26 protein-coding genes are annotated in these 26,425 nt (G+C 71.9%); 15 read left to right on the plus strand and 11 right to left on the minus strand.

The window, feature by feature from the left end; translation table 11 throughout:
• The first annotated feature begins 46 nt into the window (after window positions 1-46).
• The 6 genes from AQJ64_RS17950 to AQJ64_RS17975 are packed head-to-tail and all read left to right on the plus strand — an operon-like array spanning window position 47 to window position 6,706.
• Window positions 47-679: a hypothetical protein gene (locus tag AQJ64_RS17950; protein WP_240512735.1), complete on the plus strand. Its 633-nt coding sequence runs from the start codon at window positions 47-49 to the stop codon at window positions 677-679.
• A complete protein-coding gene (locus tag AQJ64_RS17955; protein ID WP_055635730.1) occupies window positions 676-3,264 on the plus strand; it encodes a putative PEP-binding protein in 2,589 nt (862 codons plus the stop codon). The genes AQJ64_RS17950 and AQJ64_RS17955 overlap by 4 nt, the downstream gene beginning before the upstream one ends.
• Window positions 3,261-4,379: an acyl-CoA dehydrogenase family protein gene (locus AQJ64_RS17960; protein ID WP_055635729.1), complete on the plus strand. Its 1,119-nt coding sequence runs from the start codon at window positions 3,261-3,263 to the stop codon at window positions 4,377-4,379. The genes AQJ64_RS17955 and AQJ64_RS17960 overlap by 4 nt, the downstream gene beginning before the upstream one ends.
• Window positions 4,380-4,398: 19 nt before the next feature.
• The gene (locus tag AQJ64_RS17965) at window positions 4,399-4,833 is read left to right on the plus strand and encodes a Zn-ribbon domain-containing OB-fold protein (RefSeq protein ID WP_055635748.1); all 435 of its coding nucleotides are present in this window, start codon (window positions 4,399-4,401) and stop codon (window positions 4,831-4,833) included.
• Window positions 4,830-5,984, plus strand: coding sequence for a thiolase family protein (locus tag AQJ64_RS17970; RefSeq protein ID WP_055635728.1), 1,155 nt, complete (start codon window positions 4,830-4,832; stop codon window positions 5,982-5,984). The genes AQJ64_RS17965 and AQJ64_RS17970 overlap by 4 nt, the downstream gene beginning before the upstream one ends.
• Before the next feature lie 17 nt (window positions 5,985-6,001).
• Entirely contained in the window at window positions 6,002-6,706 is a 705-nt protein-coding gene (locus AQJ64_RS17975; protein ID WP_055635727.1) for an SDR family NAD(P)-dependent oxidoreductase, read from the plus strand.
• A gap of 19 nt (window positions 6,707-6,725) precedes the next feature.
• Here AQJ64_RS17975 and AQJ64_RS17980 read toward each other — a convergent pair whose 3' ends face one another.
• Window positions 6,726-7,397: a TetR/AcrR family transcriptional regulator gene (locus AQJ64_RS17980; RefSeq protein ID WP_055635726.1), complete on the minus strand. Its 672-nt coding sequence runs from the start codon at window positions 7,395-7,397 to the stop codon at window positions 6,726-6,728.
• Between the two features lie 140 nt (window positions 7,398-7,537).
• On the opposite strand from AQJ64_RS17980, the gene AQJ64_RS17985 reads away from it, so the two are divergent.
• Window positions 7,538-8,143, plus strand: coding sequence for a TetR/AcrR family transcriptional regulator (locus AQJ64_RS17985; protein ID WP_055635725.1), 606 nt, complete (start codon window positions 7,538-7,540; stop codon window positions 8,141-8,143).
• Window positions 8,144-8,160: 17 nt separating this feature from the next.
• Here AQJ64_RS17985 and AQJ64_RS17990 read toward each other — a convergent pair whose 3' ends face one another.
• The 4 genes from AQJ64_RS17990 to AQJ64_RS18005 all read right to left on the minus strand — a co-directional run bounded on the left by AQJ64_RS17990 (window position 8,161) and on the right by AQJ64_RS18005 (window position 12,112).
• Window positions 8,161-9,531 carry a 2-oxo acid dehydrogenase subunit E2 gene (locus tag AQJ64_RS17990; RefSeq protein ID WP_055635747.1) on the minus strand — a complete coding sequence of 457 codons (1,371 nt, stop codon included), beginning with the start codon at window positions 9,529-9,531 and terminating at the stop codon, window positions 8,161-8,163.
• Window positions 9,532-9,536: 5 nt separating this feature from the next.
• A complete protein-coding gene (locus AQJ64_RS17995; RefSeq protein WP_055635724.1) occupies window positions 9,537-10,550 on the minus strand; it encodes an alpha-ketoacid dehydrogenase subunit beta in 1,014 nt (337 codons plus the stop codon).
• Window positions 10,551-10,555: 5 nt separating this feature from the next.
• Window positions 10,556-11,560, minus strand: coding sequence for a thiamine pyrophosphate-dependent dehydrogenase E1 component subunit alpha (locus AQJ64_RS18000; protein WP_055635723.1), 1,005 nt, complete (start codon window positions 11,558-11,560; stop codon window positions 10,556-10,558).
• 96 nt (window positions 11,561-11,656) lie between these two features.
• Window positions 11,657-12,112, minus strand: a complete 456-nt coding sequence (locus AQJ64_RS18005; protein WP_240512734.1) for a VOC family protein — start codon at window positions 12,110-12,112, stop codon at window positions 11,657-11,659.
• Window positions 12,113-12,278: 166 nt separating this feature from the next.
• On the opposite strand from AQJ64_RS18005, the gene AQJ64_RS18010 reads away from it, so the two are divergent.
• From AQJ64_RS18010 to AQJ64_RS18025, 4 genes are all read left to right on the plus strand, one after another.
• On the plus strand, window positions 12,279-13,577 hold the full coding sequence (locus AQJ64_RS18010) for an aromatic ring-hydroxylating oxygenase subunit alpha (protein WP_055635722.1): 1,299 nt from the start codon (window positions 12,279-12,281) through the stop codon (window positions 13,575-13,577).
• Window positions 13,574-14,398: an SDR family NAD(P)-dependent oxidoreductase gene (locus AQJ64_RS18015; RefSeq protein WP_240512733.1), complete on the plus strand. Its 825-nt coding sequence runs from the start codon at window positions 13,574-13,576 to the stop codon at window positions 14,396-14,398. Before AQJ64_RS18010 ends, AQJ64_RS18015 begins: the two co-directional genes overlap by 4 nt.
• A 52-nt stretch (window positions 14,399-14,450) precedes the next feature.
• Window positions 14,451-16,187, plus strand: coding sequence for a PEP-utilizing enzyme (locus tag AQJ64_RS18020; protein WP_055635720.1), 1,737 nt, complete (start codon window positions 14,451-14,453; stop codon window positions 16,185-16,187).
• A gap of 72 nt (window positions 16,188-16,259) precedes the next feature.
• Window positions 16,260-16,574: a putative quinol monooxygenase gene (locus tag AQJ64_RS18025; RefSeq protein WP_055635719.1), complete on the plus strand. Its 315-nt coding sequence runs from the start codon at window positions 16,260-16,262 to the stop codon at window positions 16,572-16,574.
• On the opposite strand, the gene AQJ64_RS18030 is transcribed toward AQJ64_RS18025, so the two are convergent.
• From AQJ64_RS18030 to AQJ64_RS18045, 4 genes are read right to left on the minus strand one after another with little or no spacing between them, the layout of a single operon-like run.
• Window positions 16,557-17,597 carry an NADP-dependent oxidoreductase gene (locus AQJ64_RS18030; RefSeq protein ID WP_055635718.1) on the minus strand — a complete coding sequence of 347 codons (1,041 nt, stop codon included), beginning with the start codon at window positions 17,595-17,597 and terminating at the stop codon, window positions 16,557-16,559. The two genes, AQJ64_RS18025 and AQJ64_RS18030, sit on opposite strands and share 18 nt — an antisense overlap.
• A gap of 4 nt (window positions 17,598-17,601) precedes the next feature.
• Window positions 17,602-17,817, minus strand: coding sequence for a hypothetical protein (locus tag AQJ64_RS18035; protein ID WP_055635717.1), 216 nt, complete (start codon window positions 17,815-17,817; stop codon window positions 17,602-17,604).
• Between the two features lie 8 nt (window positions 17,818-17,825).
• Window positions 17,826-18,152: a 2Fe-2S iron-sulfur cluster-binding protein gene (locus AQJ64_RS18040; protein ID WP_240512732.1), complete on the minus strand. Its 327-nt coding sequence runs from the start codon at window positions 18,150-18,152 to the stop codon at window positions 17,826-17,828.
• On the minus strand, window positions 18,137-19,546 hold the full coding sequence (locus AQJ64_RS18045) for an aromatic ring-hydroxylating oxygenase subunit alpha (RefSeq protein WP_055635715.1): 1,410 nt from the start codon (window positions 19,544-19,546) through the stop codon (window positions 18,137-18,139). The genes AQJ64_RS18040 and AQJ64_RS18045 overlap by 16 nt, the downstream gene beginning before the upstream one ends.
• 446 nt (window positions 19,547-19,992) lie before the next feature.
• Here AQJ64_RS18045 and AQJ64_RS18050 point away from each other — a divergent pair, with 446 nt between their 5' ends.
• The 4 genes from AQJ64_RS18050 to AQJ64_RS18065 are packed head-to-tail and all read left to right on the plus strand — an operon-like array spanning window position 19,993 to window position 24,791.
• Window positions 19,993-21,135: a sugar ABC transporter substrate-binding protein gene (locus tag AQJ64_RS18050; RefSeq protein ID WP_055635714.1), complete on the plus strand. Its 1,143-nt coding sequence runs from the start codon at window positions 19,993-19,995 to the stop codon at window positions 21,133-21,135.
• On the plus strand, window positions 21,120-22,652 hold the full coding sequence (locus AQJ64_RS18055) for a sugar ABC transporter ATP-binding protein (protein WP_063788773.1): 1,533 nt from the start codon (window positions 21,120-21,122) through the stop codon (window positions 22,650-22,652). Before AQJ64_RS18050 ends, AQJ64_RS18055 begins: the two co-directional genes overlap by 16 nt.
• Window position 22,653: 1 nt before the next feature.
• Complete coding sequence (locus AQJ64_RS18060) at window positions 22,654-23,745, plus strand: ABC transporter permease (RefSeq protein WP_055635712.1); 1,092 nt, start codon at window positions 22,654-22,656, stop codon at window positions 23,743-23,745.
• A 2-nt stretch (window positions 23,746-23,747) separates the two neighbouring features.
• A complete protein-coding gene (locus tag AQJ64_RS18065) occupies window positions 23,748-24,791 on the plus strand; it encodes an NAD(P)-dependent alcohol dehydrogenase (protein WP_055635711.1) in 1,044 nt (347 codons plus the stop codon).
• A gap of 34 nt (window positions 24,792-24,825) precedes the next feature.
• Here the strand turns inward: AQJ64_RS18065 and AQJ64_RS18070 are convergent, their stop codons facing one another.
• A complete protein-coding gene (locus tag AQJ64_RS18070; RefSeq protein WP_055635710.1) occupies window positions 24,826-25,623 on the minus strand; it encodes a ThuA domain-containing protein in 798 nt (265 codons plus the stop codon).
• 3 nt (window positions 25,624-25,626) lie between these two features.
• Window positions 25,627-26,391 (minus strand): SDR family NAD(P)-dependent oxidoreductase, encoded by a 765-nt coding sequence (locus AQJ64_RS18075; RefSeq protein ID WP_055635709.1) that lies wholly within the window; start codon window positions 26,389-26,391, stop codon window positions 25,627-25,629.
• Window positions 26,392-26,425 lie beyond the last annotated feature (34 nt).

The following is a 26,425-nucleotide window of genomic DNA, read 5'->3' on the forward strand; positions in this document are numbered from 1 at the left end:
AGAACCGAGGAACCGGTCACCACAGAACCGGGGAAAAGGTGTGGCGATGCAATCTGCTGCCGTGGACCTTCCGGACGCATCCGACGAGCCCCTCGCCGAAGCCGTCGTCGACCTCGTTCTGCGTGGGATGTGGCGCGGTCGGCCGGAGTCCGAGCACCGTCCGCTGGTCGACGCCGGGCTGGCGATGGTGAAGGGGCCGGTGGTCCTGCCGACCGAGCGCGCCAAGGCCGCCGCCGCGCAGATCCTGCGGGTTCCCGCCGGCTCCGAGCAGGAGGAGCGGATCACCGCCGCGTACGAGGCGTTCCTGCCGGTCAACCGGAGGATCCGCGACGTGTGCACGGCATGGCAGTGCCGTCCCGACGGCACCGCCAACGACCACTCGGACGACGTCTACGACGCCGGGGTCCGCGAGTCGCTGGAAGACGTGCACGAGTCCATCCAGCCGGTGCTGCGCCGGCTGGACCGGGTACTCGCGGGCAGCGGACAGTACCTGACGGCCCTGGAAGCCGCCCTCGACCGCTTCGACGACGGCGCTCTGGAGTGGCTGGCCTCCCCGCTGTGCGACTCGTACCACACCGTGTGGATGCGGCTGCACCAGGAGCTGCTGCTCGTGCTGGGGATCAGCAGGGCCGAGGACGAGGCCCGTGAAGAGGAGCTGGTCACGAGGAGCCGGGGTTGAGCGTCACCGCCCATGGGGCGGGACCACTCGTACCGGCCGAGGCGCCTTCCGGGACCCCCGGCCGGAGCCTGGTGCCCTACGGGCAGGGACGGATCCGGGGCCTCGACGCCGACGAACTGGGCGTGCACGGAGCGGCGATGGACCGACTGGTGGCCCTGGGCCTGCCGGTCGTGCCGGGGCTCACCATGCCCGCCGGCACCGCCGCTTCGCTGTGCGAACGCGACGTCGCCGAAGCCGCCGTAGCCCTGGTCGAACAGCTCTCCGGGCGGCGGATCGGCGATCCGGCCCGGCCGCTGCTGCTGCGCCTGTCGGCCAGCGCGCCGACCGAGATCGCCGGCCTGCCGCCCGACCTGGCCTGTCTTGGCATCGCCCCCGCCCGTGCCGACGACCTGTGCGCCGTCATCGGGGGTGAGGACGCGCTGTACGAGGTGTGGGCCTCCACCGTGCGCATGGTCGCCGAGTACGCCCTCGACGTGCCCGTCGCGGTGCTCGACGACGCTTTCCTGGACACGCCCGGACCGCGGGCACGGGTGGAGGTGCTGCTGTCCCTGGTGGCGGAGCACGGCTCCGGGCCCTTCCCCGACGATCCGGCGCAACAGCTCGCGCTGGCCGCTCGTGCCCTCCTCGGCCGGTGGGCCTCGCCGCGTGCGCGAAGGTCCCGCCGGGCCCAGCGGCTCCCCGCCGAGCTGGCCGTCGCCCTGCATGTGCAGGCCCTGCGCATCGGCCCGGCGGACCACTCGGGCTACGGCACGGCCGTCAGCCGCGATCCCGAGACCGGCCGCCTCTCCCCCCAGGGCTCGTTCTTCCGGGGTGTGCGCCGCAGCGCCCCACCGCCGCACACCGGCGAACCGCTGGACCGGCTCGCTGGCGGCACCGCGCTCCTTGAGCACTCCCTGCTCACCCTGGAGCGCCATCTGCGCGCGCCCGTGTCGGTCGACTTCGAGGTGCGCGACGACGAGATCTCCCTGCTCGCCGCCTCGGCGCAGCTCCGCCCGCCGCTTCGGGCCTCGGTGTGTCTGGCCGCGGACCTGGCCCGGGACGGGGCACTCGGCCGCGAGGAGGCCGTACGACGGATCACGCCCGCGCAGGTGCAGGAACTGCTGCACCCCCAGCTCCGGCTGACCGGCGGGGAGGAGCTCCTGGTGCGGGGGCTGCCCGCATCGCCGGGGGCCGCGACCGGGGCGGTCGTGCTGTCCAGTGAACGTGCCCTCGAACTCGCCGCGGACGGCACTCGGGTGGTGCTCGTGGCCGCCGAGACGACCCCGGCGGACGTCCCCGGGATGCTGGCCTCCGCCGCCGTGCTGACCGGCAGCGGCGGTATCGCCTCGCATGCCGCCGTGGTGGCGCGGGGCGCGGGCAAGCCCGCGGTGTGCGGCGCCGAGGGGCTGCGCGTCGACCCGGCCGCCGGGACGGTCCGCTTCGGGGAGCGGGTGGTGCGCGAGGGCGATCCGGTCTCGCTGGACGGCCGTACCGGCGCCGTCTACGCGGGAACGCTGAGCGTCAGTGTGGCCGGGCCGCCGCCCGAGCTGTCCACCCTGCTGGAATGGGCGGACGGCGTGCGCCGACTGGGTGTGCGGGTCAACGCCGACACGGCCGCCGAGGTGGAGACGGCCCTCGCCCTCGGTGCGGAGGGTGTCGGGCTGTGCCGTACGGAGCACCAGTTCCTCGGCGACCGGCTGCCGCTGATCCGCCGGGTCCTCCTGGCCGCCGACCCGACCACCCGCGACGAGGCGCTGGTGGCGCTGGAGCGCGCCCAGCACGAGGACTTCACGGCGCTGCTGACCGCCGTGGGCAACCGCCCGGTGACCGTACGCCTGCTGGACGCCCCGCTGCACGAGTTCCTGCCCGCTCCCGGGCAGGCCCTGGACGCGGCCGAGGAGCAGCGGGCCGCCGCGCTGCGCGAGGCGAACCCGATGCTCGGGCTGCGCGGGGTGCGGCTGGCGCTGCTGCACGAGCGGCTCTACCCGGCGCAGGCCGAGGCGCTCTTCACCGCCTGGGCCGATGTCGCCGCCACGGGAATCCGGCCGGAGCTGGAGGTGATGATCCCGCTGGTCAGCCTGCCGGAGGAACTGGCCGCCGCGGCCGGGTACGTCCGCGGTGCCGCCGACGCGGTCGCGGCCCGCACCGGGGTCGCGGTCCCGTACCGGCTCGGCACGATGATCGAGACCCCGCGGGCCGCGCTGCTCGCCGGGGAACTCGCCGAGCACGCCGAGTTCTTCTCCTTCGGCACCAACGACCTCACTCAGCTCACCTACGGGTTCTCCCGGGACGACGTCGAGCGCCAGGTGCTCGCCTCGTACCAGGAGCGGGGCTTTCTCACCGCCAGCCCGTTCGTCCGGCTCGACCCGCACGGGGTGGGCGCACTGGTCGCCCTGGCGGCCGAGCGGGCACGGAGCGCGCGGCCCGGCATCAAACTGGGCGTGTGCGGTGAGCACGGCGGGGATCCGGAGTCGATCGCGTTCTGCGACGCCCTCGGTCTCGACTACGTCTCCTGTTCCGCGCACCGCGTGCCGGTGGCCCGGATGGCAGCCGCCCACCATGCCCTGCGGGAGCCTCGCGACGACGACAGCGGGAGCGCACGATGACAAGCACCATGACCGGCGGCACGGCCCTGTCCGACGCCGAGCTGGAGGACCTGCGCGAGACCGTGCGGTCGGTGTGCGCGGACGCCGGTGGCACCGCGGCGGTACGCCGGCTGTCCGAGGAGGCCCCCGGCATCGACGCCGGGTTGTGGAACGCCCTCGGCCGGCAGGTCGGCCTCGCGGCCCTCGGCCTGCCCGCGTCGGCGGGAGGCGTCGGCGGCCTGGCCGAGATCGCTGTGGTCTGCGAGGAGTTGGGCAGGACACTGGCACCGGTCCCGCTGCTGACCTCCACCGTGCTGGCCGGGCAGGTGCTGGCCGGCTGCGGTACGGCGGACAAGGCGCTGACCGAGCTGGCCGAGGCGACCGTGCATGCCCTGGCGGTGACGGCACCCGACGGGACGTGGCGGCCGGACGCCGTGCCCGTGGCCGTCTCCTGGCAGGGCGGCGTCCCCGTGCTGGACGGCACCGCGCCGTTCGTCCTCGACGGCGCCGACGCCGAGGCGCTGGTGGTGGCCGCGGCCGGGATCGACGGCGTGGACCTCTTCCTGGCCGACCCGCGGGAGCCGGGGGTCACGGTGCGCCGGGTGCCCACCCTGGACCTCAGCCGGGGCCAGGCGGTGGTGACCTTCCGCGGTGCCCGGGCCCGGGCGCTGACCGCCGGCGGCGAGGGGGCCGACGTCGTCTCCCGCGCCCTGGACGTTGCCCTGGTGGCGCTGGCCGCCGAGCAACTGGGCGGAGCACAGGCCGCCTTGGACATGACGGTGGCCCATGTGCGCGACCGTACCCAGTTCGGCCGGGCGATCGGCGGCTTCCAGGCGGTCAAGCACGCCTGCGCCGACATGCTGCTCCAGGTCGAGGCCGCCCGGTCGGCCGTGGTGCGCGCGGTCCGGGCGGACGGCTCGCCGGAGGCACTGGCCGAGGCGGCGGCGGTGGCACAGGCGTGGTGCGGCGAGGCGTTCGTCTCCGTCGCCGCCGAGTGCGTGCAGCTGCACGGCGGGATGGGCTTCACCTGGGAACACGACGCGCACCTGTACTTCCGTCGCGCCCAGTCCGACGCGGTCCTGCTGGGCGGCGCCGCACACCATCGGGAACGGCTGGCCGGGCTGCTGGGCTGGTGACGTGGAAGGACGGGACGACATGACCACCAGGCTCGTCGACGAGTCTTTGTTCGAGAACGGTGAGTTCCACGGCGAGGATCCGCCGCGGCTCGCGGGGGCCCGTTGCTCCGCATGCGCGACCGTCGTCTTCCCCCGGCAGAACTCGTGCCCCCGGTGTCCGGAGGGGACCATGGCCGCGCATGTGCTGCCGGCCCGCGGGCGGGTGTGGTCGTGGACGCTCCAGGCGTTCCCCCCGAAACCGCCGTACCGGCCGCCGTCCGGAGGCCACCGGCCGTACCACGTGGGCTATGTCGACCTCGGTGACGTGCTGGTGGAGGCCCTGCTGGCGGTAGCCCGCGCGGAGATCCGGATCGGCCTGCCGGTACGGCTCACCACGGTGCCCGCGTACCGGGACGAGGACGGGACCGAGGTGGTGACCTTCGCGTTCCGCCCGGAGCGGGACGGGGAGCGATGAGCCGGGCCGACGACGTGTACGTGGTCGGATGCGGGATGCATCCCTTCGGCCGCGACGAGAGCGTCACCGGAATGGACATGGCCGAGCGTGCGGTACGCGAGGCGCTGGCCGATGCCGGTGTCGCCTGGGGGGACATCGGCTATGCGGCCGGCGGCTCCGACGTGTCCGGCAAGCCCGACACGCTGGTGGGCCGGCTGGGCCTGACCGGAGTGCCGTTCGTCAATGTGCAGAACGGCTGCGCGACCGGCGCCTCCACCGTGCTCGCGGTGGCCAACGCGCTGCGCGCGGGCGAGGCCTGTCTGGGAGTGGCCGTGGGGTTCGACAAGCACGAGCGGGGTGCGTTCCACGTCTCCCCGGCGCGCTACGGCCTGGGCGACTGGTACGCCGAGACCGGCATGATGCTCACGACCCAGTTCTTCGCGCTGAAGACCCGGCGGTACCTGTACGAGCACGGCATCTCGGAGCGGGCGCTGGCGATGGTCGCCGCGCGAGCCTTCCGCAACGGCTCCCACCATCCCCTGGCCTGGCGGCGCAAGCCGCTGACGGAGCAGGAGATCCTCGACTCCGCCGAGGTCAGTCCCCCGCTCACCCAGTACATGTTCTGTTCGCCGGGACAGGGCGCGGCGGCGCTGGTGCTGGCGCTCGGCGACCGTGCGTTCGACCTGTGCGAACGACCGGTCAGGCTGGCGTCGCTGGCCTTCCGGACCCGACGGTTCGGTTCGTTCGAGGTGTTCTCACCCTGGCTGCCGCCGGGACCGCACCGCAGCCCCAGTGTCGACGCCGCCGAGGCGGTCTTCCGCACGGCGGGAGTACGGCCCGCGGACGTACAGGTCGCCCAGTTGCAGGACACGGACAGCGGCTCGGAGCTGGTCCACCTGGCGGAGACCGGGCTGTGCGGCCACGGGGAGCAGGAGGAACTGCTGGCCGCCGGGGCCACCGATCCCACGGGCCGGATACCGGTCAACACCGACGGCGGCTGTCTGGCCGGCGGGGAGCCCGTCGGCGCCTCCGGGCTGCGTCAGTTCCACGAGGTCGTACGACAGTTGCAGGGCCGGGCGCCCGGCCTGCAGGTGCCGGGCGCTCCCCGGGTGGGCTTCACCCATGTGTACGGGGCGCCCGGGATCAGCGCCTGCTCGGTCCTCACCGCGTGAAAGGGGCGGGACACGCCATGCAGCACGGCAGGAGAACGGCGCTCGTCACGGGCGGGGCACGGGGAATCGGCCTGGAGGTGTGCCGTCAGCTCGCGGACCGGGGGCTGCGGGTCCTGGTCGCGGCGCGGAAACGGGAGGCCGCCGAGGAAGCGTGCCGCACCATCGGCGCGGCGGCCCTGCCGCTGGCCATGGACGTGACCTCCGCGAAGAGCGTCGGCGAAGCGGTCGGGGAGGCACGGGCGCTGGCCGGCGGGATCGACGTTCTGGTGAACAACGCGGGAGTGTCCCTGGACGGGCAACTGCGACCCCCGTACGTCGATGAGGACCTCCTGCGCGCGACCCTGGACACGAACCTCACCGGCGCCTGGCGTGTGGTGGAGGCCGTCGTCCCGGGCATGGTGGAGTCCGGCTACGGCCGGGTCGTGAACGTCACCAGCTCGTACGGCTCCCTGTCGCTGATGGACTCCGGCCGGCACCCCGCCTACCGCATCTCCAAGACGGCGCTCAACGCCCTCACCCGTATGCTCGCGGCCGAGCTGGCCGGCACGGGCGTCCTGGTCAACGCCGCCGACCCCGGCTGGACCCGCAGCGGTATGGGCGGCCCGTCCGCCCCGCGCGGTCCTGAGGAGGGTGCGGACACCCCGGTCTGGCTGGCGACCCTTCCCGAGGGCGACGGGACGACGGGCGGGCTGTTCGCCGGACGCAGGCCACTGCCCTGGTGATGCCGCTCAGGTCCGTTACTCAGGTCCGTGACGTGGCCGGTTTCGCCGGCTTCCGCGGTGGCTCCTCGGCGGCGACGATGCGCAGCGCCAGCGCCCTGACCGCCTCCAGCACGGACCGGGAGGGCAGCTGGGACAGCGGTCCGCCCTCCGCCCGCAGCGCGGTGACGAGCATGGTCGTACTGATCAGTGTGCGGACCGCGAGCGCCTGTGACGCGTGCCGGGCCTTCGCCGCGCGGGGGCTGCGGGTGCTGCCTTCGGGCAGATAGTCGTAGCCACGCTGGATGTGGCGCTGCTCGAACTCGTCCCGCAGCACCCTCACGTTGCCGTTGGCGGAGGCGACCTGGACCTGGTACAGCCGGGCCTCGTCCGGGTTCTGCTCCACCCAGTCCCACACGGCGTCGATGACGCGGACCAGCCCCGCCGCGTCACCCGGCTCGGACTCCGGCCGGGCCGCCTCCACGACCGCGTTCAGCTGGTCGAAGACCCGCCGCATGGCGAGTTCGAGCAGCTCCTCCTTGCCGTCGAAGTGGTAGTAGACGGCCGTGGGGACCACCTGGGCCTCGTCCGCGATGTCCTGGACGCTGGTCTCCGCGAACCCGTTGCGGCCGAACACCCGCACGGCGGCGGTGATGATGTGCTGCCGCCGCGAGGGGCGGTGGGCGGGCTGCTTGCCGTTCGAGGTGGCCATCATGCTCCCTGCCCGCTGCCGTGAACCCGCGTCCGTGGGCCCTGAGTACTGACCATTGTATCGAGTAAGTCCAACCGTCCGTCCGCATAATTCCTGCTGCGCGTTGGCCTCCGGGGCACCGAGATCCCGCCATACTTGACAGCATGACGACATCCGGAACCCGCGCCGCTCACCGTCCCTCGCGCAAGCAGTGGGTGATCGAGGCAGCCACGGAGTTGTTCGCCACCCAGCCGCCGGACGAGGTGACGGTGGCCGACATCGCCGCTCGTGCGGAGATGACCTCGGCGGCGGTGTACTACCACTTCTCCTCCAAGGACCAGGTCCTGGCGGAGGCCATGCGGGCGTTCGCCGCCGCGCTGCGCGAGCAGTTGCAGGCGATCACAAGGGCCCATGAACCCGGCTCGGACATCGGAGCGGCCATCACCACGCTGCTGGCCTGGATGGGCGAACACCGGTCCGCCGCCACCGTGTTCTTCGTGTCGTCGGCCGGCATGAGCCAGGACGCGGAGGCGCTGCGCCAGGCGAGCCGTACGGAGTTGCTCGACGAGCTGGTGCGGTTGATCCGCAAGGCCCGCGAGTCCGTCTCCGACGCCGAGGCGGCGGTGATCGGCCTGGGCCTGCTGGCGCTGCTGGAGACCGCGGCGATCTCGCAGGTCCGCGGCGACGACGTCTACCGGTCGCTGGGGCACCGCTCCTTCGTGCGCGAGGTCGGCGATCTGGCGGAGCGGATCGCCGACCCGGCCGCATAGGCCTGGTGGGTCCCGGATCACACCAGCAGGCGGAGGGGCTTGCTCAGCGACTCACCGACCGTGCGCAGGTACTCGGCGGCGGGTGCCCCGTCGACGGCACGGTGGTCGAAGGTGAGGCTCAGGGTGAGCACCCGCGTCCGCAGCGGCCTGTCGTCCACCCACTCGACGCCGTCCCTGAGCCTGCCCACCCCGAGGATCGCGACGTTGCCGGGGTTGATCACGGGGGTGAAGAAGTCCACGCCGTGTCCGCCGAGCGAGGTGACGGTGAAGGTGGCCCCTTCCAGTTGTGCGGGGGAGATCCGCCCCTCGCGCGCGGCCTGGGCCAGGGCCCTCGACCGGCGGGCGATCTCGGTCAGCGGCAGCGCCACCGCGTCCTCGATCACGGGGACCATGAGGCCTCCCGGAACGGACACCGCGAAGCCCAGGTGGATGCCGTCGAGCAGATGGATGCCGTCCTCCCGCACCGTCGCGTTGAGCAGGGGGTGCTCGCGCAGGGCGTGGGCCGCGGCCTTCAGCAGGAAGTCGTTGATGCTGGGCACCGGCAGATCGCTGCCGGCCCACTCCTCCTTGAGCCGGTCCCGCAGGGACACCACTGCGTCCATCCGCACCTCGTAGCCGTGCGTCAGCTGTGCCATCTCCTGGAGGCTGGCGTGCATCCTGCGGGCGATGGTGCCGCGCATCCCGGTGAGCGGGAGGACGTCGCCGGGGTGTGGGGCCGCGTCCCGGCGATCAGGCGCCGCAGCGACGGCGTCGAGGTCGGACCGGCGGATCCGGCCGCCCGGCCCGGTGCCGTCCACCTCGGAGAGGTCGATGCCCCGCTCCTTCGCCAGCTTGCGGACCAGCGGCGAGGCGGTGGTGCCGCCCGGCGGGAGTGGGGTGGGGAGGTCGCCGGGGAGGGCCGCGAGGTACTCCGCCACGTCCTCCGAGACGATCCGGCCGCCCGGTCCCGTGCCGCGTACTGCGGTGAGGTCGACGTCGGCGGCCGCGGCGACCCGCCGTGCGTTCGGTGAGGACGGCAGCCGGTCACCGATGCCGTTGACGGTGGGGACTACGGCAGTACCCACGGCGTCGAGGGCGGGCGTGGCGGCCGTGTCCCCGCTGGTCCCGGAGCCGGAGGCCGTCGGCGTGCCCGCCGCCCGAGGCGGCTGCTCGCCCTCGGCCAGCAGCCAGCCGATGAGGGTCCCGGCCGGGACGGTGGTGCCCGCCGGGACCACCGGGTGGAACAGTCCCCCGGCCTCCGCATCGACATCCACGTCGACCTTGTCGGTGGCCAGCCGCAGCAGCGCGTCGCCCTCCGCGACGGCCGCGCCGACGGGCACCAGCCATTCGTCGATCGTGCCTTCCTGCATGGTGAGGCCGATCTTCGGCAGCAGAACCTCGACCGCCACGTCGGTCACGACCTTTCGAGGAGGCGCCGGCAGCCCTGGGCGATGCGGGCGCGATCGGGCACGTACGCCTTCTCCAGGACGGGCGAGAAGGGCACCGGGGAGAAGGGGGCGCCGATCCGCAGGACCGGCGCGTCCAGATAGTCGAAGACGGCGTCCTGGATCTGGGCGGCGATCTCCGCTCCGAGCCCGCCGAAGGTGACCGCCTCGTGCACCACGAGCACCCGGTGGGTGCGGCGGACGGAGGCGAACATCGTCTCGGTGTCCAGCGGCTGCACGGTGCGGGGGTCGATCACCTCGATCTCCACGCCCTCGGCGGAGAGTTCGTCGGCCGCCGCGAGAGCCTCCCCCACCATGCGGCCGAGGGCTATCACGGTGACGTCGGAGCCCTGCCGCGCGGTGTGCGCGCGCCCCAGCGGGATGCCGTAGATCTCCTCGGGTACTTCGCCGGTGCTGCCGAGCAGGACCTTGTTGAGCATGACGACGACCGGGTTGTCGTCGCGGATGGCCGAGACGGTCAGGCCCTTGGCGGTGTAGGCGTCGCACGGCATCACCACCTTGAGGCCGGGCACGTGGGCCAGCCAGGCCTCCAGGCTCTGGCTGTGCTGGGCGGCGGCGCCGAGGCCCGCGCCGGAGGCGGTGGTGATGGTGAGCGGCACCGACAGCGCGCCGCCGAACATGTACTTCATCTTCGCCGCCTGGTTGACGATCTGGTCGAGGCAGACGCCGATGAAGTCCATGAACATCAGGTCGACGACGGGGCGCAGACCCCGGGCGGCGGCTCCCACGCCGAGGCCGACCAGAGCGGCTTCGGAGATCGGGGTGTCGATCATGCGGCGGGGGCCGAACTCGTCGAGCAGGTTGTCGAACATGCGGAACACGCCGCCGTATCCGGCCACGTCCTCGCCGGCGACGAAGACGTTGTCGTCCTCGCGCATGGCCTGCGCGAGACCCTCGTTGAAGGCCTTGACGTAGGTGAGTTTCCGCGTGGCGACGGCCGGTGCTTCGGTGGTGGTGGTCATGGCGGTCATCCCGAGTAGACGTTGAGCAGCAGGTCGGCGGGGTCGGGCAGGGGGCTCGCCTCGGCGTACGCGATGGCCTCGGCGATCTCGTCGCGCGTGCGGCGCCATACGTCGTCCAGCTCCGGGCGGGTCGCGGTGCCGTCGGCGACCGCCCGGGCCTCGATCAGGTCGATGGGGTCGCGGGACTTCCACTCGGCGACCTCCTCGTCCGAGCGGTAGGGGTGCCGCAGGCCCTTGACGCCCTGGTGGTCGAAGTAGCGGTAGGTCTTGGCCTCGATCATCATCGGGCCCGCGCCGGTCCGGGCCCGTTCGACGGCTTCGGCGGCGGCGCGGTGGACGGCGACCGCGTCCATGCCGTCGACGATCACACTGGGCATGCCGTAGGCGGCGGCCCGGTCGGCCACATCGGTGAGCAGCATGTGCCCGGACTGCGGGGTGAACTCCGCGTAGCCGTTGTTCTCGCAGACGAAGACGACGGGCAGGCCGAGGATCGCGGCCATGTTGGCTCCCTCGTGGAAGGCGCCGATGTTGGTGGCGCCGTCGCCGAAGAAGGTCACGGCGACGCTGTCCTCGCCTTTGTAGCGGGCGGCGAAGGCGGCTCCCACGGCGATCGGGACGCCCGCCCCGACGATGCCGTTGGCGCCGAGCATGCCGCGGGTGAGGTCGTTGATGTGCATGCTTCCGCCGCGGCCGAGGCAGGCGCCGGTGACCCGGCCGTACAACTCGGCGTACATCTCGCGGAAGCCGACGCCCTTGGCCACGGCGTGCCCGTGGCCGCGGTGGGTGGAGGTGATCTGGTCGTCGTCGCGCAGGGCCGACATCACGCCGGCGGCCACGGCTTCCTGGCCGACATACAGGTGCAGGAATCCGGGCAGTCTGCCCGCCTCCATGAGCTTTCCCGCCTCGGTCTCGAACAGCCGGATGCGCACCATGCGCTCGTGCAGGTCCTTGATGATCTCCGCGCTGACCTGCGCGGACTTCTTCGACGCCGTTGACGCTCGTTGAGCCATCGTCCGCCCCTTCGCCCGAGGGAGGTTGCCAAGCAATCGGACTTACTTGTGCCGGTCTACAGTAACCAACACGGGGCACCTTACTGAACAGGGTCTCTAATTACTATGCCCAGGGCCCGGGTCGTGGCCCCGCGCGTCCACCAACTCCACGGCGTTGCCCTCCGGATCCGCCCAGAAGCTGATCCGCCGGCCGCGCGCCCGGACCACGACCGGGTCCGACAGCGGCCGGGCACCCGCGGCCGGCAGCGCCGCCACCACCGGGTCCATGTCGTCGAGATGGAAGGTGAGGTACGACAGTCCGGGGCGCCCCGCCGACCAGGGCGCCGCAGGTGCCGCCACGGGCACCGACCGGGGAAGTATCAACTTGACGCACCCCCCGGAGGGCACCCGCAGCCAGACGACCACCAGCTCGCCGCCGAGCCCGGCCGGGCCCCCGATGGACCCCGGTACGCGCGAGCGGTGCTCGGCGCGACAGCCGAGCACGTCTCCGTAGAAGCGCTCCATCAGCTCCAGATCCCGCACCACCACACCCACCTCGAACGGCCGCGTCATGACCATCACACCCACCCCCACGGGACACCGAGCCGCAACTTCGACACTTTCTATTGACAGACCACACTAAGTCCTGTTGTCGTTTCGGACACAGCCCAGCCGTCGCACTCCGAAGCAACTCCGAAGCCCGTCACCGGCTCACGGCTGGGAGGATTGTGAGGACATCGTGGTCCAGACCAGTTCGCCGGAGACTCGGGAGACAGCCGCCGCACGCGGGGCGCCGACCCCGGCCCCCTCGGCTCCCGAATACTCCTCATGGATCAGCCAGGACCGGTCCACCGACACCGCATCCCTGAGGATGCGCCAGGAGGCCGCCGAACTCGTCGAGCGCGTGATGACGCACTATCGCGGCAACACGACGCACGAGGCGGACGGCCAGTGGACGGAACCCGTCGCCAACTACCTCGACGCCGACCGCTGGCAACGCGAGACCGGGGCCGTCCACCGGAGCGTCCCGCTGCCGCTCGCCATGTCCTGCGAGCTGCCCGGTCCGAACACCTACAAGGCGATCGACGTGCTCGGCATCCCCGTGCTGATCACCCGGGACCGCCAGGGCGCCGTGCACGCGATGATCAACGCCTGCCGGCACCGGGGGGCCAAGCTCCTCGAACCCGGCTGCGGAGTGTCGAGGCGGCTCACCTGCCCGTACCACTCGTGGTCGTACGACCTGGCCGGCGAGTTGCGGGGCGTGTACGCCGAGAAGACCTTCGGTGAGGTTCCGCGCGAGGGCCGCAGTCTGGTCGGGCTCCCGGCCGGGGAGCGGGCGGGGATCGTCTTCGTCTCGCTGGATCCGGCGGCCGAGCCGGACCTGGACGCCTGGCTGGGTGATCTGCAGCCGCTCCTCGAGGGGCTCCGGCTGGCGGAGTGCCATCACTACGCCACCAGCGAGCTGACCAGTCCCAACTGGAAGGTCACCCTCGACGGATATCTGGAGACGTACCACTTCGCCTCGCTGCACCCGAAGACGGTCTTCGAGACGAACCTCTCCAACATGATGGCCCACGACACCTGGGGCCCCCACCAGCGCATCGCACCGGCCCTGCGCCCCATCGCGCAGGCGGTCGAGCTGCCGCCGGACCAGCGTGACCCCGGTGACTGCGTCGGGCCCATCTACTGGCTCTTCCCGGGCCTCGCGATCGCCGGCGGCTGGCGCCAGAGGATCGCCGTCTCGCTGGTGCTCCCCCGGACGGTCACCGAGTCGGTGACCCAGCAGATCATCCTGCTGCGGGAACCGGCGGTCACCGAGGAGGAGCGACAGGCCGCCGACCGGTTCGGCGCGTGGTTCCACGAGGTGGTCCGCGACGAGGACTACGCGACCACCTACGGGGTCCAGCAGGGTCTGAAGGCCCTCGAAGGGACCGATGTCGTCTTCGGACGCAACGAGCCCGGACTCCAGCACTTCCACCGCACCATTCACCAACACCTGGACACAGGCGCCACAGCAGCCCCCAGAGCCGCCAGGTGAGCAACCAACAACACTCGCGGGAGAACACCATGGTGGCTACGGGCAGCCTCGACGGACGTGTCGCGGTGATCACGGGCAGCACGCGCAGCATCGGGCGGGCCATCGCCGAGGCCTTCCTGGCCGACGGCGCGACGGTCGTCATCAGCGGCCGTTCCGAGATCAAGGGCAAGCAGGCCCTGGAGGAGATGGGCGCCGGGGACCGGGCCGTCTTCCACCCCTGCGACGCGAACCGCCAGGAAGACATCGAGGGCCTCGCCGACTTCGCCGCCGAGCGCTTCGGCAGGCTCGACATCTGGGTCAACAACGTGGGCGGCAGCTCCGGCTTCGCCCCGATCCACCAGCTCAGCGACGAGGCGTGGCACGACGCGCTCAAGCTGAATATCAACGGCTACTTCTACGGCACACGCAGGGCACTGCCGAAGATGCTCGAAGGCGGGTGGGGCCGCATCATCAACATCTCCTCCGTCGAGGGGAAGCAGGCCAACAAGCCGGGGATCAGCCACTACATCACCAACAAGCACGCCATCCACGGGCTCACCAAGGCGACCGCCTTCGAGTACGGCACCCAGGGCGTCACCTGCAACGCCATCTGTCCCGGCGCGGTCGACACCGACCTGATGCGTGCCGCCGGGCCGGCCGCCGCCGAGGCCGAGGGCATCAGCTACGAGGAATGGCTGAGCCGTTTCGCCGAGCACGCCGCCACGAAGAAGATCACCACGGTGGAGCAGATCGCGGCCGTCGCCTCGCTGCTCGCAAGCGAGGCCGGCGCGGGTATCACCGGCGCGCTGATCAGCGTCGACGGCGGAACGGCACAGTGGTAGGCGGCGGACGGGCAGGGGCAGGCACGGGTACGGACAGCGGGAGATCTCGGTCATGAAGAGCTGGATCACGGACTGGCAGCGCAGTGAGCGGCTGCCGCACTACACCCGGGCCAACGCGGGCGAGACCCTGCCGGACCCCGCCAGCCCGCTGGGCTGGACCCTGGTCTGGGGGCGGGGCCTCGTGGGCTGGCGGCACGGCTTCGTCGGGTTCGGCATCTACCGCGAGGAGGAGGTGACCGGCCCCCGGCCGCCGTTCGTCGGCATGTTCGGCGGCCACTTCTATCTCAACCTGTCCCACATGCGGCTGTTCGGCATCCGTATGGGCCAGACGGCGGACCAGATCGACGCGGCCTTCGTCGGTCAGCGCTCCGACACGCCGGTGTACCTGGCGCACCCGGACGACCAGGACGAGGAACTGGCCGGCAAGGCGGGCGCGACGCTTCAGCGGATGCTCGGCCAGTCCGGCTTCCCGGAGGCCGACGCCGACCGGGAACGGCTGCGCGCCCTGCGCCGCTCGCGCCCCGACCTGACGCGGCTGTCCGACGCCGAACTGGTGGCGCACGCACGGTCGTTGCTGGACGAGGTGGAGACGACCTTCCAGCGGCACGTCGAGTCGTCGCTGCCCGCGTCCGTCGGACCGGCGATCCTCGGCCCGCTGTGCGCGAGCGTGGACCGCCCCGGCGCCATGCTCGACCTGATCGGCGGTCTCGGCGACGTCGACTCCGCCTCCCCCTCGACCGGGCTGTGGACCCTGTCCCGCCAGGTGGCGGCCTCGGCCGAGCTGAGCGCGCTGTTCGACCGGGGTCCGGCCGCCGTGGAGCAGGAACTCGACGGGGCCACCGGGGACGTGAAGGCGTTCCGTGACTCCTTCGAGGAGTTCCTGGCGGAGTCCGGCGACCGCGGCCCCAACGAGTGGGACATCCACGCGCTGTCCTGGGAGGCGGCGCCCGTACAGGCGCTGGCCCTGGTCGACCGGATCCGGCACAGTCCCGACGACGACTCCCCGGCCGCCCGCCGCAAGCGGCTGACCGAGGGGCGGGAGCGGACGGCGCGGGAGATCCGGGCCGCGCTGCCCGAGGAGACGCAGCCCCTGTTCGACGCCGGGCTGCACGCCTCCCAGGTGTGGATCCCGGCCCGTGAGCGCACCAAGGCGAACTGCGTCACCGTCGTCAACGAGATCCGTATGGCCGTACGGGAGCTCGGTCGCCGCGGCGTGGAGGCGGGGCTGTTCGCCCGGCCCGAGGACGTGATGATGTTGCTGGACACCGAACTGGACGACTATGTCGCCGCCCCGGAGTCCTTCGGCCCCGTCATCGCGCGGCGACTCGAGGAGTACGCGGGCCTGCACGACCTGGAGCCGCCGTTCTTCGTCGCCGACGACACGCAGACCGAGATCGACACCTGGCCGCGACGCGCCGAGGAGCGGACCCCGGCGGCCGTCGAGGGTGATGTGCTCGCAGGTGTGGGCGGCAGCCAGGGGACGTACACCGGCAGGGTGCGCGTGGTCACCGACCCGGCTTCGTGCGAGGCGCTGGAGCCCGGAGAGGTGCTGGTCGCGCCGATCACGGACGCGGCCTGGACCCCGCTGTTCCTGGTCGCCGGAGCGGCCGTCGTGGACGTGGGCGCGCTCAACAGCCACGCCGTGGTGGTCTGCCGTGAGCTGGGCATCCCGGCCGTGATCTCCGTCGAGGGCGGGACGCGACGGCTGCGGGACGGCATGGTGATCACGGTCGACGGCGACCAGGGCACGGTCACCGTGGACAGCGTGCCGGCCACGCTGGGCGTCTGAGAAGCGCGTGGGCCCGCCGCTCCCCCTGACGGGGCGGCGGGCCCGCGGCCATGAGCGGGAAAGGTACACGCCATGACAGAGGAAGTCATCGTCGCGGGCTGGATGGACTACGAGCCCGGCGATCGCGACAGGATGCTGGAACATCTGGTCGTACTGGGACACCGGACCCGTGCCGAGGAGCCGGGCTGCCTGGACTACGCGATGACCGCGGACCCGGGCGACGACCAGCGGATCCGTGTGTACGAGCGGTGGGCCTCCCAGCAGGCCCTCGACGAGCACTTCGCCACCGGGCACATCAAGGACTTCCGCGCGGCCGTGGCCGGGCTGACGCGAGTCGGGGTCTCCTTGCAGGCCCACACCGTGGCCTCGTCACGAGCCATGCGCTGATTCTCCCAGCCGCACCAGCATCTTGCCCACGTTGCCGCCGCGGAGCAGGGACAGCAGAGCCCCCGCGGCGTTCTCCAGGCCGTCCACGACCGTCTCGCGCGCGGTGATCCGGCCCTCCGCGAGCCAGCCCGCGACCCGCCGCTCGAACTCCGGCCGCAGGTCGTCGTGGTCACGGACGATGAAACCGCACAAGGTCAGCCGCTTGAGGACCGCCTGGATCAAGTGGTTGATGTCCACGGTCCGTCGGTCGTCGCCGAACTGCGACATCATGCCGCACAGGGCGACCCGGCCGCCGGTCCGCAGCGCGTGCAGGGCCGCGCTGAGCTGCTCACCGCCGACGTTGTCGAAGTACACGTCGATGCCGTCGGGCGCCAGCCGGGCCAGCGCGTCGCGCACCGGCTCGGCGCGGTAGTCCGCGGCGGCGTCGTAGCCGAACTCCTCGACCAGCAGGGCGCACTTGTCCGGCCCCCCGGCGGTGCCGATCACCCGGTCCGCGCCCAGCATGCGCGCGAACTGGCCGGCGGCGGTGCCGACGGCCCCTGCCGCCGCGGACACGAAGACGGTGTCGCGGGGGCGCAGCGCCGCGATCCGGGTCAGGCCCACGTACGCGGTGAACCCGGTCTGGCCGAGCAGCCCCAACCAGGTGGGCAGCGGGGCGAGTCGCGGGTCGATGCGATCCGCCCCGTCGGTGTCCGCCCCGTCCAGCACGGCCCGCTCCCGCCAGCCCAGCTGGTGACGTACGAAGGCACCGGGCGGCACGGCGGGACAGCGGCTCTCCTCCACGACGCCGAGGGCCCGCCCGTCGAGTGGTGATCCGGGCGCGAAGTTGTGCGTGTAGTGCTTCTCGGTCGTCTCCAGCCGCCCGCGCATGGACGGGTCGACACTCATGTAGAGATTGCGTACGAGGACCTGCCCCGCGCCGAGAGGGGGCAGGGGGCGTTCCTCGACGACGAAGTCACCGAGCGCAGGCTCCTTCTCGGATCGGCGTGCCAGGCAGACCACCCGGGTGGTGCGAGGGGCCACGGAGTCACCCCTCCGGCTGGGGCGCCGTGCGCCGCTGTGCGAGGCGGCCGACCCAGCCGGCCATCTGGAGGTCCGCGTGGCGCAGTTCACCGGACTGCCACCGGGCCTGGAAGTCGAAGACGCCCTGTGCCCCGGTCCTGGGGTCGGTCACCTCGACGAGCCCGTCCTCGGTGAGCCGGTACACATGCCCGGTCAGTGGGTGGATCGCTTGCTTGGACATGTGGGGCCTCACTCCTGCACTCGGCGGCGCACGCCGCGCTTGGTCACGGTCACCGGGCCCTCGACCCTGAGCCGGCAGGCGAGCCGGGTCAGGCCGTCCACCGGCCTGCGCAGGGCCTCGATGCCCTCGCGCTCCAGCGGGCCCACGGGGGAACAGTTCTCGGCGCCCTCCTCCACCTGGACGAAGCAGGTACGGCAGGTGCCCTTGCCGCCGCAGACGGTGGGCCAGCGGTAGCCGAGGCGCTGGGCGGCGGTGAACAGATCCTCGTCGTCGAGGACTTCGAGCTCGACCCCGGAGGGTCTGACCGCCACCCGGTGGGTCACGGGTTCATCCACTGGTCGAGGGTCTGGTTGAAGTGACGGATCCGGCTCTCCTGGTAGTTGGCCAGGGTGATTCCCGGCTTGCGCATCGCCTTCAGGCCCTGCTGGACGTAGGGCAGGTTCTCGCAGTCCTGGTCGAAGACGGGGCCGAGCACGCCGAGTTCGGGGATGTCGGCGAAGAGCATGTCCTCCGGCACCCAGCGGATCCTTGCCGGGGGCGGCATCTCCCCGGGCTGCTTGGGGGACGACATGAAGATGATCTCGGCGGTACAGGAGTCGGGATCGAGGCCGTGGGGCCGGAACCGGTAGATGATGTTCGACTTGGCGCCGCCCCAGGGGTTGAAATTGGGGAACAGCAGGTAGTTGATCGCGTCGAGCAGTTCGGTGTCCGGGGTCCCCGAGAAGTCCTGCTGCGAGGTGGCCGCCAGTTGCTCGCGCATCCGCTCGGCGAGGACCTGGCGGGCGGTGCCGCCGGGTGGGACCGCCGGCAGTTCGTCGCCCTCCTGCATCACCAGGTCACGGCCCTGGGCCGCGGCGTAGAACGCACGCGAGTCGTAGAAGGTCTCCAGGACGTCCTGCTCGGTGACGGAGTCCGCCACGTGCGGGCTGGGCGCGCCCTGGATGTTGATCATCCGGTTCCAGTTCGGCTGGTCCGCCATGACGTCGTACTGCGAGTTGGCGTCGGCGAGCCACGGCAGCATCTGCGGGTGGGTGGCGATCACATGGAAGGACTCGATGAACGCGTCCTGGGCGATCTTCCAGTTGCAGGGCAGCACCTTGGCGATGTGCAGCGACTTGTAGCGGTTCTCCAGCGGCCAGATGTAGTAGTCGTCGAAGGTGCCGCGATAGGACTCGAAGGACTCGGCGTACGGGTCCATGTTGATGAAGACGAAGCCGCGCCAGGTGGCCACCTGGGCCTCGGGGAGGGCGAACTTCTCCGGGGTGACGTGCGGGAAGTCCCAGGCGCACGGCGGGGTCTGCATCGTGCCGTCGAGGTTCCAGGCGAAGCCGTGGAACGGGCAGCGGAACTCGCTGACGTTGCCGCCACCGGTGCGCAGTTTGCGTCCGCGGTGCAGGCACACGTTGACGAAGGCCCGGATCTCGTCGGGGGCCGTGCGCACGACGATGAGCGAGTCGTCGCCGATCTCGTAGACCTCATGATCGCCGACCTCGGGAATCTCGCTCTCCAGACAGGCGAACTGCCAGACGCGCCGCCACACCTGCCGCATCTCGCGCTCGGCCCATGCGCGGGACGTGAAGCGGGCGGTGTCTATGTCCTCGCTGCCGAGGTAGTCGTTTCGCTCGTACCTCAGGGCGGGGGGAACGGGGCGGCTGTCCTGGTCGAGGTAGTCCTGGACGCTGGGCCCGGGGCACCGCGCCGTGCCCAGCTCCGACGTTTCGTCCATCATCTCTCCTCCGGGCAGAAACTTTAGAGTGAGTGTAGTTACCGGTTACAGACGGGAGCAACACTCGCGACGGTGAACCAACCCGCATCTACCGCGGTCATCACGGATTTCACCTGCGAGCTTGGAATTTCTTGCGGCGACCCTCTCCCCAAGCCCGCCGCGGCATGTCACACTCCGACCCACTCGAGACTGTAGTACCTCATAAGTTTCTCTGTCCCGGAACGGTCTCTGCCCGTCCCGGCTCCAGCGCCCCGGGGTCTTCCGCCCGGCGGCCCGCGCCGTACCCCACGCCGGCGATCGACGCAGCCCTCACCCCCCAGCGCCTCTTGCGTGCCGTCCCGCCCCGGGGCGACACGGAATCGTTCCGCCTGACCGGAGCCGACCGCCGCGGACGCGGAAGCGACGCGGGTCGCGGCAGCCCAGGCGCCACACCACGGGAGTACTCAACGATGAGTTCCAGACCCGGTCGCGCGGTCCGCCGCGCCCTCACCTCGATCGTCCCTGTCACTGCCCTGCTCACCCTCACCGCGTGCGGCACCGGCACCACTGCGGCCACCGGCCCCTCGCAGGCGGCGGCGCCCGGCTCCCCCGGCCTGGCGGCGGCCCGCGCGGCCCTGGAGAAGTACGCGGAGCGCCCGGCCGCGATCTCCGTCACCGAGCCTGTCGGCAAGCAGATCCCCCAGGGCAAGAAGATCGACTTCATCCTGTGCGGAGTCCAGTCCTGCAAGGACCTCGCCGACTTCTTCACCGTCGCCGCGGGGGAACTCGGCTGGAAGGTGAAGCAGATCGCCACCCAGGGGACTCCGGAGTCCGTCCAGGCCGCCTATGAGCAGGCCGTACGCGACACACCGGACGCCGTCGTCGCCTCCGGATTCCCGCGTGCCGTCTACACGAAGCAGCTGGCACAGCTGAAGGCGGCCGGCATCCCCGTCATCCAGTCGAACGCCGACGACGTGGTGGGCGACGGCGTCTCCCTGCTCAAGAACGGGCCCAACGACGTCGGCGTGCAGGGCCGGATGCTCGCCTCCTGGGTGGTGTCGAACAGCCGCGCCCAGGCGAACACCGTGTACTTCGATCTGCCGGCGTACACGATCCTCAAGCCCGTCAAGGACTCCTTCGCGGCCAACTACAAGAAATGGTGCGCCGGTTGTTCGCTGGACAACGTCGACGTGCCGATCACCGCGGTGGGCAAGGACATGCCGGACCGGGTGGTGTCGTATCTCCGGTCCCACCCGAAGGTGACCCATGTCGTCTTCTCCCTGGGCCTGCTCAACGTGGGCGTGCCGGCCGCGCTGAAGACCGCCGGCATCACCGGCAGGCACATCGTCGTCAACGTCGGTGACGCGCAGAACTACCAGTACATCCAGAGCGGTCTCACCGACGGCGCGATGGCGCTGAACTCCCACGAGACGGCCTGGCTCCAGGTCGACGCGCTGGCCAGGCACTTCACCGGTCAGTCCATGGCCGTGGACCAGAAGGCAGCGTTGCCCAACATGCTCGTCACCAAGGACAACCTGCCCTCCGCCGACGGCGACTTCCCGATCGTCGAGGACTACCAGAAGCAGTTCAAGGCGCTGTGGGGACTGAGTTGACCGGGCCGGCGCTGCGGGTGGCCGCCCTGTCGAAGAGATTCGGCGGCACCCAGGCCCTGAAGGACGTCGATCTCGAGGTGGCGCCCGGCGAGATCCACGCCCTGATCGGGCCCAACGGCTCCGGAAAATCCACCCTCATCAAGATCCTCGCCGGCTACCACCACGCGGAGCCGGGTGCGGTGGCCGAACTCGACGGCGAACCCTTCGACCTCGGCCAGGTCACGGCCTCCCGTCACGACCGGCTCCGCTTCGTCCACCAGGAGCTGGGGCTGGTGGGCGAGCTGAGCGCCATCGACAACCTCGCCCTCAGTCGCGGCTTCGCCCGTACCGCCTTCGGCAACATCCGCTGGCCGGAGATGGAGCGGAGGACAAGCGCCCTCGTCGAACGGTTCGGCCTCGGCATCGACGTACGCCGGCCCCTGGCCACGGCGACCCCCGTCCAGCGCACGGTGGTGGCCATCGCCGCCGCGCTGCAGGGCTGGGAGGGCCGCCGCGGGGTCCTGGTGCTCGACGAGCCCACCGCCGTGCTGCCGCCCGGCGAAGTGGCCCGCCTGTTCGGCATCGTGCGGGAGATCCGCGACACCGGTGCCGCCGTGCTGTACGTCTCGCACCGCATGGACGAGATCTTCGCGCTCGCCGACCGGGTCACCGTGATCCGCGGTGGGCGCCGGATCGCCACGTGCCCGGTCGCCGAGCTCACTCCGCGGTCGCTGGCGGAGCTGATGGCGGGCGAGGAGAGGGAGACCGGCCACCGTCCCACGCCTCCTCGCGGCCCCGACGGTCCCGTGCTGGAGGTCCGCGACCTGTGGACCGGGCCACTGCGGGGAGTCGGCTTCGACCTGGCCAGGGGCGAGCGCCTGGGCATCACCGGTCTAGCCGGGTCCGGCCACGAGATCGTGCCGTACGCGGTGTGCGGGGCCCACAAGGGGCGGGTGAGCGGCAGGCTGCGGCTGCCGGAACGCTCCGAACGGTGGACCGAGGCGCGCGACGCCGACGGCCTGGGACTCCCCCTCGTTCCGGCGGACCGGGCGGGCGAGGGGGTGATCGGTGACTTCTCGGTCGGTGAGAACCTCACCCTGCCGCTGCTGGACCGGCTGCGTGCCCGTTCCGGCCGGCTGCGCGGACGCCGCGAGTCCGCCCTGGCGGAGGACTGGATCCGCCGGGTCGGCGTGCGTACGGCCGGGCGCCATCCGGCCGGCGCCCGGATCACCACGCTGAGCGGCGGCAACCAGCAGAAGGTCGTCATGGCCCGCTGTCTGGCCCAGCGCCCTCCGGTGCTGACGCTGTGCGAACCCACGGCGGGCGTGGACATCGCCACCCGCTTGCAGCTGTACGACCTGATAGAGCGGCAGGCGGACGAGGGGATGGGCGTCATCGTGTCCTCCTCGGACACGCAGGACCTGCTCGCGCTGTGCACCCGCGTCCTGGTGGTGCGGGACGGCCGGATCGCACGGGAGATCAGCGGCCGGGACATCACCGAGTCCGCGCTCGTGCACGCCATGGAAGGAACGGAGTGACATGACATCCACCCCGACCCGGGCGGCGGGTCTCCCGCCGTCCGCCCCGGAGAGATCCGCGGTGTCCGTGGGGACACCGGTCCGACGGGCGGCGGCGGCCCTGTCGTTCCGGAACATCGGCGCCGTGTACGTGTGGCTGGTCATCATCGCGCTCTTCTCCGTGTGGGCGCCGGACACGTTCCCGACCACCGTCACGGTCAGGCAGGTACTGAACGGCAACGCCGTGGCCGGCCTGGTGGCGCTCAGTGTCGTACCGCCGCTGGCCGCACGGGTCTTCGACCTCTCGGTCGCCTACACCATGTCGCTCACCAGTGTGCTGACCGCCCGTTTCCTGGTCTCCGCCGGCCTTGGGCCCGGCGCGGCGATCGCTCTGGCGATGACCGCCGCGCTGCTGATCGGAGTCGTCAACGGCATCGTGGTGGTGGTCCTGCGCGTCGACTCGTTCATCGCCACCCTGGCCACCGGCGCGCTGATCCAGTCCCTGATCACCATGGTCACCAACGACAGCTCGATCACCGGTGTGCAGTTGCTCGCCGAGCCGTTCGCGAGCATCGCGCAACTGGACGTGGGCGGCATCACTTTGCCGGTGCTGTACCTGCTGCTCGCCGCCCTTGCCATCTGGTTCCTGCTGGAACACACCGCCACCGGGCGCCGGTTGTACGCGACCGGCTTCAACGCCGACGCGGCCCGGCTCCAGGGGGTGCGCACCGACCGGCTGCGCTTTCTGACCCTGGTGGCCTCCGCCCTGCTCTCCGGTTTCGCCGGCGTCGTCTTCGCGTCCTCGGTCGGATCCGGATCTCCGACCGCGGGCACCCCGTACCTGCTGTCGGCGTACGCCGCCGCGTTCGTCGGGGCGACCCAGTTGCGCGCGGGCCGCTTCAACGCCTGGGGAACGGTCCTCGCGGTCCTCCTGCTCGGCACGGGCATCACGGGACTCGGGCTCGCCACCAGCGCGCAGTGGGCCGCGAGTCTGTTCACCGGCTCGGTCCTCATCGTGGCGCTGGTCCTCACGGGTGGCCGGATCGCCCTGCCCGCCGCGCTGCGTCGCCGGACCGGGACCCGACCGGCTCCGGCCACGGACAAGGAGATCTGACGATGAAGGCTCTTCAGTACCGGCGGGTGGGACACGCGCCCGAGGTCGTGGAGGTCCCGGTGCCCGAACCCGGCCCGGGTCAGGTGCTGTTGAAGGTGACGGCGGCGGGGCTCTGCCACTCCGATCTGGCGGTGATGGGCTGGCCCGGGGAGCAGTTCCCCTATGCGCTGCCGATGACACTCGGTCACGAGGGTGTGGGGTCGGTGGCGGCGGTGGGCGCCGGCGTCACCGCCGTGACGGAGGGCGAGGCGGTCGCGGTGTACGGCCCGTGGGGCTGCGGGCGCTGCCCCCAGTGCGCCGAGGGCAAGGAGAACTGCTGTCCGTACGCCGCCGGCCTCGGCATCCTGCCGCCCGGGCTCGGTTGGCCCGGTGCCCTGGCGGAGTACGTGCTGGTGGACTCGCCCCGCCACCTGGTTCCGCTGAACGGAGTCGACCCTGTGCAGGCGGCGCCCCTCACGGACGCCGGGCTGACTCCGCATCACGCGATCCGCAGGTCGCTGCCGAAGCTGCTGCCCGGCAGCACGGCGGTGGTGATCGGCGTCGGCGGGCTGGGGCATCTCGCCGTGCAGTTGCTGCGCGTGCTGACCCCGGCCCGGGTGGTCGCCGTCGACATGAGCAAGGAGAAGCTGGAGCTGGCGGGCAAGGTCGGCGCGCACGAGACGCTGTTCTCCGACGGCGAGGCGGCCGCTCGGATCCGGGAACTCACCGGCGGTACGGGAGCGCAGGTCGTCCTGGACTTCGTCGGAGCCGAGGCGACCCTGGCCGTGGCCGCCGCGTCGGTGGCGGTGGCGGGCGATGTCACCGTCGTCGGCCTCGGCGGGGGCACGCTGGCCGTCGGCTTCGGGAGCGGCCTGCCGTTCGAGGTGTCGGCCTCCTTCCCCTACTGGGGCAGCCGGACGGAGCTGATGGAGGTCCTCGAACTCGCGCGGCAGGGCGCCGTGTCCGCCCACGTGGAGACATTCACGCTGGAGCAGGCGCCCAAGGCGTACGAGCGTCTGCACGCCGGTGACATCAACGGCCGCGCGGTGGTACTGCCGCACGCCTGAGCCGCGATGCACACCGGGCCGGCGCCCGCCCCGCTCAGGCGCCGGCCCGCTCCCCTGCCGGGATTCGTCCACCCACCGCGCGCTCCACGCAGCGCCGGAGCACGGTCAGGAACTCCGCTGTCTCCCAGGGCCCGCGGTCCACGCGCCCGGTGTCGTCCACGCCGAGGTCCTGCACGTCGTAGCGGCCCCGGCAGTGGCCGAGGGTGAAGTAGCAGACCTCGCCGAGACCGTGCCGCCTGAGATACAGCACCGGTCGGGGCGCGTCGTCGAGGGCCGCCGTGCCGCCCTCGGCGAAACCGCGGCACGGTCCCGTGTACTCGGCGTGCAGCAGCACCTCCAGCTCTCCGTGCAGCTCACACACGTACAGCTCGTCGGTGACCGTGAACGGGCCGATCCCGGCGACCAGCGGATGGTCGGGCCGGGTCACCCGCACCTCGTACGGCTGGATCGGCGGGTGGGCCAGGAACTGGCTGCCGAGCACCTGCGCCAGTTCCCCGAGGAGCCGTGGAGTGGTGAACACCCGAGGCCCGCCACTCGTCGACGGCTCGATCACCGAGTTGGTGCCGTGCAGGGCGAGCCAGCGCCCGCCCCGCGCGACGAACCGTGCCAGGGCGGCCCGCTGTACCGGGCGGGGCCGGACGTCGCAGGTGTAGGTGACCAGCAGGTCGGCCCTGTCGAGGGCGGCCACGCAGTCGTAGTCCTGGTACACCGTGGTGCGCACCCTCGGATGCTCACCGAGCAGCTCCAGCAGCCGGAGCCGCGCGTGGTCGAAGTCGTGCCACCGGCCGCCACAGACCAGCACGGCGTCCAGGCGACCGGCCGGGCCCGCCACGGCTCAGTACTGGACGCGGGTGAGCAGCCCGCCGTCCACCACGAGATTGACCCCGACGCAGAAGGAGCCGGTCCGTCCGAGCAGGAACGCCACCGCCGCGGCCACGTCCTCCGCAGTGCCGTAGCGGCCGATCGGCAGCCTGGCGAGCACCTCCTCGTAGACCTCCGGCCGACTGGTGCGGATGGTCTCCCAGGCCCCGCCGGGGAAGTCGATCGGGCCGGGCGAGACGGTGTTGACGCGGATGCCCTTCGGCGCGAGGGCGTGCGCGAGAGCGGAGGCGTGCTGCACCACGGCCGCCTTGAGCGCGGAGTACGAGTTCGCTCCGGCCGGGCGCGCGGTGTCGGAGGCGTTGGTGGTGCCGATGGCCACGACGGCGGCCCGGTCGGAGGCCTCCAGGTGCGGAAGGGCCGCCTCGACGAGTCCCGCGAACGGGATCAGGTCGCCTCGCAGGCTGGCCTCCCACGACCCGGGGCCCTTCACATTGCCCGCCGACACGTTGGACACCAGCAGGTCCAGGCCGCCGAGTTCACCGGCCGCCCGCTCCACGAAGCCCGCGAGGGCCGCCGGGTCGGTGACGTCGACCGCTTCCGCGAACACCGTGGCGCCCTCGGCCCGCAGCTCGGCGGCTGCCTTGGCCAGCGCTTCCTCACCCCGGGCACACAGGGCCAGGGCGCAGCCCTCGGCCGCCAGAGTCGCGGCGATCGCCCGGCCGATGCCCCGGCTCGCACCGGTCACCAGCGCCTTGGCGCCTGTCAGTCCCAGATCCATCGAGGTCGCTCCTTTGTGATGGTCGAAACGGTCC

The sequence above is a fragment of the Streptomyces griseoruber genome (assembly GCF_001514205.1).
Classification (GTDB): Bacteria; Actinomycetota; Actinomycetes; order Streptomycetales; family Streptomycetaceae; genus Streptomyces; species Streptomyces griseoruber.